The sequence below is a fragment of the Parasphingopyxis sp. CP4 genome, from assembly GCF_013378055.1.
Classification (GTDB): domain Bacteria; phylum Pseudomonadota; class Alphaproteobacteria; order Sphingomonadales; family Sphingomonadaceae; genus Parasphingopyxis.
Genome location: NZ_CP051130.1, coordinates 2,791,409 through 2,802,514, shown reverse-complemented (window position 1 = coordinate 2,802,514; position 11,106 = coordinate 2,791,409). Strand labels below are relative to the sequence as shown.

Annotated in this window: 10 protein-coding genes; 3 read left to right on the top strand and 7 right to left on the bottom strand. The window is 59.7% G+C overall.

Going from position 1 to position 11,106, the window contains the following annotated elements; genetic code table 11:
- Positions 1 to 85: 85 nt before the first annotated feature.
- The gene (locus tag HFP51_RS13770) at positions 86 to 1,861 is read left to right on the top strand and encodes a class I adenylate-forming enzyme family protein (protein WP_176876282.1); all 1,776 of its coding nucleotides are present in this window, start codon (positions 86 to 88) and stop codon (positions 1,859 to 1,861) included.
- On the opposite strand, the gene HFP51_RS13765 is transcribed toward HFP51_RS13770, so the two are convergent.
- The 6 genes from HFP51_RS13765 to HFP51_RS13740 are packed head-to-tail and all read right to left on the bottom strand — an operon-like array spanning position 1,858 to position 7,072.
- Entirely contained in the window at positions 1,858 to 2,631 is a 774-nt protein-coding gene (locus HFP51_RS13765) for a thioesterase family protein (protein WP_176876281.1), read from the bottom strand. The two genes, HFP51_RS13770 and HFP51_RS13765, sit on opposite strands and share 4 nt — an antisense overlap.
- Before the next feature lie 14 nt (positions 2,632 to 2,645).
- Entirely contained in the window at positions 2,646 to 3,596 is a 951-nt protein-coding gene (locus HFP51_RS13760; RefSeq protein WP_176876280.1) for an aldo/keto reductase family protein, read from the bottom strand.
- 3 nt (positions 3,597 to 3,599) lie between these two features.
- Positions 3,600 to 4,397, bottom strand: a complete 798-nt coding sequence (locus HFP51_RS13755; protein WP_176876279.1) for an SDR family NAD(P)-dependent oxidoreductase — start codon at positions 4,395 to 4,397, stop codon at positions 3,600 to 3,602.
- A complete protein-coding gene (locus HFP51_RS13750; RefSeq protein WP_176876278.1) occupies positions 4,397 to 5,200 on the bottom strand; it encodes an SDR family NAD(P)-dependent oxidoreductase in 804 nt (267 codons plus the stop codon). The genes HFP51_RS13755 and HFP51_RS13750 overlap by 1 nt, the downstream gene beginning before the upstream one ends.
- A gap of 14 nt (positions 5,201 to 5,214) precedes the next feature.
- Positions 5,215 to 5,979 carry an SDR family oxidoreductase gene (locus tag HFP51_RS13745; protein ID WP_176876277.1) on the bottom strand — a complete coding sequence of 255 codons (765 nt, stop codon included), beginning with the start codon at positions 5,977 to 5,979 and terminating at the stop codon, positions 5,215 to 5,217.
- A 28-nt stretch (positions 5,980 to 6,007) separates the two neighbouring features.
- Positions 6,008 to 7,072 carry a phosphotransferase family protein gene (locus HFP51_RS13740; protein WP_176876276.1) on the bottom strand — a complete coding sequence of 355 codons (1,065 nt, stop codon included), beginning with the start codon at positions 7,070 to 7,072 and terminating at the stop codon, positions 6,008 to 6,010.
- Positions 7,073 to 7,234: 162 nt separating this feature from the next.
- Between HFP51_RS13740 and HFP51_RS13735 the strand changes: the two genes are divergently transcribed.
- A complete protein-coding gene (locus HFP51_RS13735) occupies positions 7,235 to 8,989 on the top strand; it encodes a DUF885 family protein (protein ID WP_176876275.1) in 1,755 nt (584 codons plus the stop codon).
- Position 8,990: 1 nt separating this feature from the next.
- On the opposite strand, the gene HFP51_RS13730 is transcribed toward HFP51_RS13735, so the two are convergent.
- Complete coding sequence (locus HFP51_RS13730; protein ID WP_176876274.1) at positions 8,991 to 9,692, bottom strand: DUF4386 domain-containing protein; 702 nt, start codon at positions 9,690 to 9,692, stop codon at positions 8,991 to 8,993.
- A gap of 198 nt (positions 9,693 to 9,890) precedes the next feature.
- On the opposite strand from HFP51_RS13730, the gene HFP51_RS13725 reads away from it, so the two are divergent.
- Positions 9,891 to 11,024: a zinc-binding dehydrogenase gene (locus HFP51_RS13725; protein WP_176876273.1), complete on the top strand. Its 1,134-nt coding sequence runs from the start codon at positions 9,891 to 9,893 to the stop codon at positions 11,022 to 11,024.
- Positions 11,025 to 11,106: the final 82 nt, after the last annotated feature.

Here is an 11,106-nt window from a genome sequence, read left to right as displayed (position 1 = left end):
TAATCCCCGCGGGCCATAGCTAGAAGGGAAGGCAGAAGCCGGGGATTCGCGAATCTACCGGCCATTTCTTTTGGAGAGAGTATACGTGACGGACATCAACCTGAATCCCGACCATCCCGATTGGCCCGTTGTATCGTTGGATCAAGCGAATGCAGCGCTGACCGGCGAAGGCAGCCCGTTTGAGACGGAAGAGGTCGAAATCAATGGCCGCCCCACCACCGTTTGGAAGAATATTCCTCCAACATTTGCGGACTTTGCGCGGATGTCGCGCGCGGCGTATGCCGACCGTGAGTTCGTTGTCTTCGAAGATGAGCGCGTCACCTATGACGCCTGGTTCCGGGCGGCTGCGACCCTCTCGCACAAGCTCAAAGAGATGGGCGTTGAGAAAGGCGACCGTGTCGCGCTGGCCGCTCGTAACCTGCCTGAATGGCCGGTTGCCTATTTTGCGATTCTCTCGATTGGCGCGATAGCCGTACCGCTCAATGGCTGGTGGACTGGTGGCGAGCTTGAATATGGCTTGCAGGATTCCGGATCAAAAATGTTGATCGCCGATGGCGAACGCTATGAACGGATCAAGCCGGCGCTCGAAAATTTGCCGAACATCGAAAAGATCATCGTCACCCGTCCGGGTGGAGATCTGGACGAAGGTCTTGTCGCGTTGACCGATCTGATCGGCACCAGCGACACATGGGGCGATCTTGCTGACACCGATTTCCCTGCCGCCGATGTCGGTCCGGAAACCGATGCCTCGATCCTCTATACCAGCGGCACCACGGGTCGACCCAAAGGCGCAGTTGCAACGCATCGCAACTCGCTGACAAACCTGCTGTCGACCGGTTACGCAACCACGCGCGGCGCGGTTCGCCGCGGCGAAGAATTGCCACCTCCCGGTACATTGCCCGATCCGATGTGCGTTTTGCTGGTGATCCCCTTGTTCCACGTCACCGGCTGTACCGCGATGATGGGACCGATCATCGCCGGCGGTTCCAAGCTCGTGCTCATGCACAAATGGGATACTGTTCGCGCAATGGAAATCATCGAGCGTGAGAAAGTCACACTCACAGGCGGTGTTCCGACCATTGCCTGGCAGATCCTCGAACATCCGGATCGTGCGCAATATGATCTGTCGAGCCTCGACAGCATCACCTATGGCGGCGCACCGGCCTCGCCGGACCTCGTTCGCAAGATCAAGAGCGATTTCAATTCGTCACCCGCCATGGGCTGGGGCATGACGGAAACCTCTGGATCGGTGACCGGTCATAGCGCTGAAGACTATCTTAATCGCCCGGAAAGCTGCGGCCCATGTGTACCGGTCGCCAAGCTCAAAATCATGTCGGAAGACGGCACCGAGGAGCTGCCGACCGGCGAGATTGGCGAGCTTTGGGCCTATGGCGCGATGGTCGTCAAAGGCTATTGGAACAAGCCCGAAGCCAATGAAGAAACCTTTGTCGATGGCTGGATCCGCACCGGCGATCTCGCAAAGCTCGATGAGGAAGGCTTTTGCTATATCTGCGATCGAGCGAAAGACATGATCATTCGCGGCGGCGAGAATATCTACTCATCCGAAGTCGAAAATGTCCTCTACGATCATCCGGCCGTGACCGACGCAGCGCTGATCGGCTTGCCGCACAAGCAGCTGGGCGAAGAGCCGGCCGCGGTGGTGCATTGTTCGCCGGGCGTTGATGTCAGTGAAGCCGAGCTTCAGGGCTGGGTCGGCGAACGTCTCGCCAAGTTCAAGATCCCGGTGAAGATCGTCTTTGTCGAACAGACGCTGCCGCGCAACGCCAATGGCAAGATCCTGAAAAAGGACCTGCCGAAACTCTATTTCGGTGTGGGTGAGGAAGAGGGCGCCGCCGCTTAGCTAAACAGCGCGACGCTCTGCATTCCCGACAGCACGGCCGTTCCGTCGGACGACCATAGCCCGTTATATTGGCTGCTATTGCCGTGGCGGGCCATGTCGCTTTCCGTCTGGACCAGCCACCAGCCATTTTCGGTTAGCGGCTTGGGTTCGAGTACATTGGCGAACCAGTTGATCGAGCTGACCGGCGCGCCGCGAGACTGCAGCGCAACGGCGGCGGGTGGCAGGGCATCGCCCATCGCCATCAATTCGATCATCGGATCGAGTCCATCCCGCTCCTTCAAACGCAGCCAACGGGTGAAACGCGGCTTGCCTTCAGCGTCCGGATGGCGGCTTTCGAGATATTCGAAATTGCTGGTGAAATATTCCGGCGGACCGGATCGCAGCTCCTCGCCTTCCGGCGGTGCGCCAATATCGGGCGCGTCATGATGGGCATAATCAACCTCGGAATCGAGCGCCTGCATGAAGACGTAGATGGCCCGGACACCAAGGCCCTTCTCGCTGATGATATCGACTTGGATAAAGGCCGCTGTCCGCCCACGGCGCAGCAACTTTGTCGTGACCGAGACGCTGCCCGCCAGCGGACCGATAAAGGAAATCTGTGCCGACCTCAGTGGCGGCAGATCCTCTTCCGACTGCTGCGCTGCATGCAGGCCGATGGCCGCACTTAGACCGCCATAAGCGGTGCGCCCTTGCATCCAGGAGGGCGGGATGTCCACATTATGCCCATCGTCACTCGGCGCAAAACTCGCCAAAATCTGCTGTAAATTCATGTTGTTTCTCTATTCTAGGGTCGCGGAATGGCGCCCACTATCTCTTCGGCCTTGGCAAACAGGGCCGGGTCAATTTCGAGCCCGCTGGCCGCGGCATTGTCATCCAGTTGCTCGGGCCGACTTGCGCCGACGATCGCCGAGGCAACATTGGCTTCGCGCAGCACCCAGGCGAGTGCGAATTGTGCCATGCTGCATCCCGCTTCGGCGGCCAGCGGCTTGATCGTATCGACCGCGCGAATGACATCGGGCCGCATCAGCCGTTCCATAAAGCCGCCCATATCATCGCTCGCGGCGCGGCTATCGGAGGGTGGCGGGCTATCGGCGTCATATTTGCCGGTGAGCACACCCTGGCCGAGCGGCGACCAGACGATCTGCGACACGCCATTGTCCTTGCAGAGCGGTATCACGGCTTTTTCGGGTCGCCTCCAGAGCAGCGAATATTGGGGTTGGCTCGAGACGAACTTTTCCATCTCCGGCGCCATATCCAGTGCCGCCTGGATCTGGTCCGGCGCCCATTCGGAAAAGCCGATATAGCGCACCTTGCCGGCCTTCACGATATCGGTCAGCGCCTCCATCGTCTCGGCAAGCGGTGTATCTTCGTCATATCGATGGCATTGGTAGAGATCGACAAAATCGGTCTGCAGCCGCGCAAGCGATGCATCAATCTGCTTCAGGATCTGCGCGCGCGACAGGCCGCGATCCTCTTTCGTCATCGGGAAAAAGACCTTGGTTGCAAGAATATAGCTGTCCCGCGCACGGCCCGACAGTGCCTCGCCAATCACCGTTTCCGATGCACCGCGGCCATAGCCATTGGCCGTATCGATAAAGTTGATCCCGAGATCGAAGCAGCGATTGATACAGGCAACTGCCTGATCCTTCTCGATACCCACACCGGTGGTCAGCCAGGTGCCGAGCGAGATTTCCGATACTTCAAGATCGCTCGAGCCGAGCTGGCGGTATTTCATGGATCAAATCTCCTGGCCGGGACGGCGCGATAGTCTCAGGTCGAGATGCGACCCGGCGTCGAGCAACAATGTTTCACCGGTCACGAGACGGGATGCATCGTCGAGGAACATCAATATTCCATCGGCGATATCCTCAGCCTGTCCGGCGCGTGCGAGCGGCACCTTGCTGGCAATCATCTCGTTCATTGCCTTGAGCCCCTCTTCGCCCAGCCGGTCTGCAAACCAGCCGGTACCGACATAGCCGGGGCAGATGGCGTTGACCCGGATTTCGGGCGCCAGTGACCGCGCGAGCGATTTCGTCATCGTCACCATCGCGCCCTTGGACGCGGCATAGGCAACCGACGATCCAATACCATGGGTGCCGGCAATCGAGGCGACATTGACGACAGAGCCCCCGCCTGCATCGCGCATGGCTGGCGCGCAGGCCCGGATCATCTCATAAGCGGCGACGACGTTAAGGCGGTAGATGTCAAGAAAATCGTCCGCAGACAGTGCGTCCAGATCCTCATGATTGGCAAATTTGGTCGTCCCGGCATTGTTGACCAGCAAATCCACCTGGCCCCATTTCGCGAGCGCCGCTTCGGCGAGCTTTTCGGCTTCGCCAGCCGCCAGATTGGCCTGCACCGCGATTGCATTGTCGCCAATCTCGCGCGCCATCGCCTCGGCTTCGTCCTTGCTCGACGAATAGTTGATCGCGACCCGCGCGCCGCGCTCGGCAAGCTTTTCAACCGTTGATGCGCCGATCCCCCGGCTCCCGCCGGTTACGATCGCGACTTTTCCTGCGAAGAAATCCTGAGCCATTAATGTGCTGCCTGTTTTGGAAGTTGACGGGTTACGGGATGCGAAGAGGATAGTCCGCCATCAACGGCGATCGCCTGCCCATTCACATAGCTCGCATCATCGGACGCCAGGAAGGTAACCGCACCGGCCAGCTCTTCAGGTTGCCCGCCGCGCTTGAGCGGATTGAGCTGGCCGATCTTGCCTTCAACGCCCTTTTCGCGCGCAAAATCAAAGACCGGCTTGGTCATGCCGGTCTCGATGATCCCCGGGCACACCGCGTTGATCCGCACATTGCTGCTCGTCATTTGCTGCGCCGCAGTTTTCACCAGATTGATCACGCCGGCCTTGGACGCCGAATAGGAACACGGCCCCGCGCCTGAACGGATACCGGCAACAGAGGCGGTGCAGATGATCGCGCCGCCACCGCGTTTCTCGATCTCCGGTGCACCATATTTGATCGCCAGGAACGGGCCGATCAGATTGACGCGCAAGACTTCGGCCCAACTTTCTGCATCGGCATCGAACAGACCCCCGGGCAGTCCGCCGGTGATCCCGGCATTGGCGAACAGGACATCCAACCCGCCATGTTCGCTGACGGCCTTCTCCACCAGCGCCTGGACTTCGCTTTCACTACCCGCGTCCATCTCGACGCTGATCGCCGTGCCGCCATCGCTGGTAATCATCTCCGCTGTTTCATGGACCGTTGGCATCTTGTCCGCTGCGACCACCTTGCCTCCTTCGGCCGCAAAGCGGAGCGCGGTCGCCCGGCCGATGCCCGAGCCTGCACCGGTAACAATGATCGATTTTCCGTCGAAGCGGTTCATATTGGATCCTTCAGTTAGACTGTGCGGCCGCCATCCACGACGAGCACCTGGCCGGTCATATAGGTGGAGGCAGGGGATGCGAGATAGACGGCAGCGCCCGCAATCTCATGCGGTTCGCCGATACGATGGAGCGGTGTGGTCGCCGTCACGCGTTTTTCTGTGTCGGGATTTTCCCAGAGCGCGCGCGCCATATCCGTGCGGATCAGGCCGGGCGCGATGCAGTTAACCCGGACATTATCATCGCCAAATTCATGGGCCAGATTGCGCGCCATCTGCATGTCGGCTGCCTTGGAGATGCAATAGGTTCCGATATCGACCGAGCCGCGCAGCCCGCCGATCGACGAAATGATGATGATCGATCCCTCTTTGCGCTCCCTCATTTCAGGCGCGACCATCTGGATAAGCCAGTGGTTGGAGAGGATATTATTGTCCAGGATCTTGCGGAACTGCTCATCGGCAATCGAAGACATCGTCCCGAAATGTGGATTGCTGGCGGCATTGCAGATCAGGATATCGACCCGGCCAAAGGCTTTCCGGGTCTCCGCCACGAGATTCTCCAGATCCTCTTTCGACGAGATATTCGCCGGGACGGAAATCGCAGTCCCTTCGCCATGCTCGGCATTGATCGCCGCGGCGACTTCATCGCACGGCGCCTGTTTGCGGCTCGAGATGACCACCTTGCCGCCATTGGCAGCGATTTCTTCGGCCGTCGCCTTGCCGATCCCGCGAGAGGATCCGGTGATGATCGCGACTTTGCCGTCAAGATTGAACAGCGACATGGATTCAGTCTCCCGCTTGTGCGTTGGGCTAGGCCGGTGCTCCGGCGGCGCGGGCAAACTCCCAGGATGCTTCGGCGAGTTCAGGAACGCGCTTGGATCGTTCTTCCGCTTCCGCAGAGGAGGCCGTGCCATCCAGCCACCGCTTTTTGATGCCCTGGATAATGCCGGTCAGGCGGAACATATTATAGGAAAAATACCAGTTCATGTCGGGAATGGAATCCCGATCGGTAAGCTCACAATAGAGTTCCGTCGCTTCTTCAATCGTCGGGATTCCGGTGCCGGTCAAATCATGGTCGGCAAGCGCCGATCCACCCTCGCCATGCATCACCCAATTCTGGGCAAGATAGGTGAAATCAGCCAGCGGATCGCCAATCGTCGAAAGCTCCCAATCGAGTACGGCCGCAACCTCAGGCCGGTCAGGCTGGAAAATCATATTGTCGAGGCGGTAATCGCCATGGATCACGCTAGTGCGCGTCTGTTCGGGCACCGTTGTCGGCAGCCATTCGATCAGCTTTTCGACTTCGGGGATCGTCTCGGTTTCGGCCATCCGATATAATTTGGTCCAGGTATGGACCTGGCGCTCGAAATAATTGCCCGGCTTGCCGTGCCGTTCGAGGCCGATTTCCTTGTAATCAAGATTGTGGAGGCGCGCGAGCGTGCCGATCATCGCCTTATAGGTCGAGCTCCGTTCAGCTGGCTCCATGCCGGGGAGCATCCCGTCCCACAGCACGCGGCCATCGACCAGATCCATGATGTAAAAGGCCGAGCCGACAACGCTGTCATCCTCGCACAGCGCAAATGGCTTGGCGACCGGATAGCCGACTGGGTGGAGCGCCGCGATCGCCCGATATTCGCGCTCGACCTGATGCGCCGAGGGCAGCAAATCACCAAATGGCTTGCGGCGCAGTACGAATGTCTGCCCGGCCTGGTCTTCCACCCGATAGGTTGGGTTGGATTGCCCGTCCGAAAATTTGCTATAGGCCGCAAGCCCTGCAAATCCTTCGACATTCTCGCGCATCCATGCGTCGAGATTGTCTTCGTTCATCCGATCTTTCTCTGCCACGCCTTCAGCGCTGATCGCTTTTTCGCCCATCACTGCATCCTGTCTTCTGTGTCCGAGACTTTACGTAGGCGTAACGTGCACCCGGGGATGAGTCGAGTGCCGGATTCGCCCACGCCACCGCAAAAACTTGACGGATGGTCCGATCTCCTCATTCATGGCGCCAACAGTTCCAGATCAAGGATGTCAAACGCCATGCAAATCCGCTCGTCCCTCATCGCGCTGAGTTGCGCGCTCCTGATTGCTCCGGCCATCTCCACTCCCGCCATCGCGCAGGCCGAAGCTGAGGCAAGCGCTGATGAGCAACTTCAGGCACTCTATGAAGTCGACTGGGCCTGGCAGATGGAACAATATGCCTGGACCCGGGACGAGGATGGCGAGCTGACGAGCGGAGATCGCCTGCCCGCTGTCGATCCCGAAACCCAGGCACAACGCCTGGCCCACCGCCAGGAAACGCTGCGCCAGTTGGACGCAATTCCCGTCGAAGCGCTTTCCGATCGCCAACGGATCAACGCATCGGTGTTTCGCACGAACCTCGAGATTGCGATCGCCGACGGGCAATATCGCGAATGGGAAGCGCCGCTCAACAGTGACACGGCCTTCTGGACCGGACTCAATCCGCGCCCGGGTCGACTAGCGACCAGCGGCGACTATCGCCGCTTCCTGGGGCGTCTGCGTGATATCCCGCGCAATTTCTCCGAAAATATCGCCAATATGCGGGCGGGCCTGGAGCGCGGTTTCACCGTGCCGCAGGTAACGCTCGCCGGCCGCGATGCAGCGATCGAGCCTTATGCCAATCCCGATCCCGAAGCCAATCCCTTCTACGCCGCATTCCGCACTATCCCGGCGACGGTACCAGCCGCAGAGCATGACGCATTGCGCGCCGAAGCACAGGCCGTGATCCGCGATGCGGTCGCGCCCGCCTTTGCCGATCTCCTGCGCTTTTATCGCGAGGACTATTACCCCAATGCGCGGACCGAAACGGGCGCGAGCACCCTTCCCGACGGCCCGGCCTATTACGCCGCCCAGATCCGCGAATATACGACCCTCGATCTGTCGGCCGAAGAGATCCATCAAATCGGGCTCGACGAAGTCGCGCGCATCCGCGCCGACATGGAAGCGACAATCGCAGAGACTGGTTTCGAGGGCAGCTTTGACGAGTTTCTCGAATTCCTGCGCACCGACCCACAATTTTACGCCGAGACACCCGAAGAGCTGATGATGTTTACCGCCTGGGTGGCGGTGCGCGCCAATGCGACGCTTGGCGATGTGATCGGCCTGCTCCCGCGCCGGCGCTACACCATATTACCCGTACCGGATGAGATTGCGCCTTTCTATACGGCCGGTCGCGGCGGGCTCGAGAGCTGCCTGATGAACACCTATAATCTACCGAGCCGGCCGCTCTACAATCTCCCCGCCCTGACGCTGCACGAATGTGCGCCGGGCCATTCCATGCAGGCCGCACTCGCCGAAGAACGCGAGTCCGGGCCTGAATTCCGCCGCTACACCTATTTCTCCGGATATGGCGAAGGCTGGGGCCTCTACACCGAGTATCTCGGCATCGAGATGGGCATCTATCGCACGCCCTACGAAAATTTTGGCCGGATGACCTATGAGATGTGGCGCGCTGCGCGGCTCGTTATCGATACCGGCCTGCATCACTATGGCTGGTCGCGCCAACAGGCGATCGACTATCTCTCCAGCAACACCGCGCTGTCAGACCATGAGGTCGAGACCGAGATCGATCGCTATATCAGCTGGCCCGGCCAGGCACTGGCCTATAAGCTGGGCGAGCTGACGATCCGTCGGTTGCGCGGTGAAGCCGAAGCGGCGTTGGGCGAGGATTTTGACCGCCGCACCTTCCATGACGCGATATTGGCTCTCGGCTCGGTACCTCTGAGCACGCTGGAATCCGAAATGCGGCGCTGGATCGCCGACCAGCAAGGATAGCCTAGCGCGTCCGCACTCCCCGGATCCCGAGATAGAGCCCGGTCGCAAGGATTGCGATCAGGTTGGACATCATGAACGCCATGGTGATGGTTCCATCGCCCAGGGCCGGGATGAAATCGCGAGCGACGATCGTTGAACCGACAAATAGCGAAGCGAAGATCCCCCAGCCGGCAATCAGCTTCGGGATCAGCCCGGACTTGAGGAACAGGTAGAAAAAGCCGGCCTTTGCAAAGGAGGACATCACCAGGCCGAGATGGAATGACGTATAGTCGGATGTCGCCTGCAAGCTCGCCAGCAGGAGGCGGCTGTCTTCTGCCATGGCTTGATAGGCCGTATCGCCAGCAATCTCGGCCGCATTCAGCGCGAATACCGCGCCCAGCAGCATCAGCAGCGACGCCATCAGGCCAAAGATCAGGCTCCAGCCGGCCAATAACGGCCCGGTTTTCCGAAGCAGCAGGTACAGTCCCACCCCGATCAGCACATCCAGCGCAAATGCGAGGCCACCCAGATAGGCCTTGCCGCGCAATCTTTCCTCAGCACCCAGCATGGCTTCGGCCGTCGCCGACACATCGGCTGACAGATTGATATCGATACCGGACGCCACAAACATGGCGGTTGCTGCGCCGACAATGATCGTCGCGATCATTGACCAGCCGACCCATCGCGCAATCGCTACGGGGTTTAGATTTGCACTGCTGTCCATCGTTTCGGTCCCTGTTGGTCTGGTCTGTGTCGCTATAACTGCAGCGCACTCTATCGCACGTGTATTATATAGATAATACACTTAAATCAACTCCGACTGCCCGGCGCGTAAATTCTGCGCTGGCGGACACCGCGCAAAACTGTATGTCTAGGCGCGAGTGATGCCCGCATCGCACTTATCCCTTTCTAGGAGAATTCCATGTCTTTGCCCGCAACCTATCGCCAGATGCTGTCTACCGTTTCCGAAGATGGCGAGCTTCGCATGGAACTCTCCGAACAAGCGACGCCGACCCCCGGCGATGAAGAGGTAGTGGTCCAGATTGAGGCGACACCGATCAACCCATCGGATCATGGCGTGATGTTTGGTTGGGCCAGCATGGGCGAATGTGCATCAACCGGCGAAGGCGATGATATCGTCCTTACCGCGCCGGTATCGCCCCAGGGCATGGGCGTGATGAAAGCGCGAATCGGCCAGTCCTTGCCAGTCGGCAATGAAGGCGCGGGCACCGTAGTCGCCGCAGGCAGCGGCGAGATGGCCCAGGCGCTGATGGGGAAGCGCGTCGCAGTGATGGGGGGCGGCATGTATGCGCATTATCGCTGCCTGCCCGCCGCCATGTGCCTCCCGCTCAAGCCGGAACATACGGCCAAGGACGGCGCATCAAGCTTCGTCAATCCGCTGACCGCGCTCTCGATGCTCGAAACGATGCGGATGGAAGGCCATACCGCCCTCGTCCACACCGCCGCCGCCTCCAATCTCGGCCAGATGCTCAACCGTATCTGCAAGGATGATGGGGTTGAGCTCGTGAACATCGTGCGCCGCGAAGAGCAGGTCGAAATGCTCCGCGAGATGGGTGCCAAACATATCTGCAATTCCAGCAGCGAGACCTTCGCCGCGGACCTCACCGATGCCATTCACGAAACCGGCGCAACGCTTGCCTTTGATGCGACGGGCGGCGGCGATCTGGCTTCCAAGATTTTGAGCGCGATGGAAGCGGCGGCCGCACGGACGCCGGGTGCCTACAGCATCTATGGTTCGGTCGCCCATAAGCAGGTCTATCTCTATGGCGGCCTCGATGTATCGCCGACTGTCCTGTCGCGCGGCTATGGCATGGCCTGGGGCGTAGGCGGCTGGCTGCTCCCCAACTTCCTCGGCAAGGCGGGTCCGGAAGTTGCCGATCGCCTGCGCAAGCGGGTCGTCGATGAGCTGACAACAACCTTCGCCAGCCATTATACCGACGAAGTATCGCTGTCCGAAGCGCTCGATGCCGATATCGTCAAACGCTATTATGCCAAGACAACCGGCGAGAAATTCCTGATCTGCCCGCAAAAATAGGGGAAGCGGTCGGGCGAGGAAGGATTTTCCAGCGGCGGCTTTGCGCCCATTGCGGACGTTCAACGAGGGAACGACCAATACC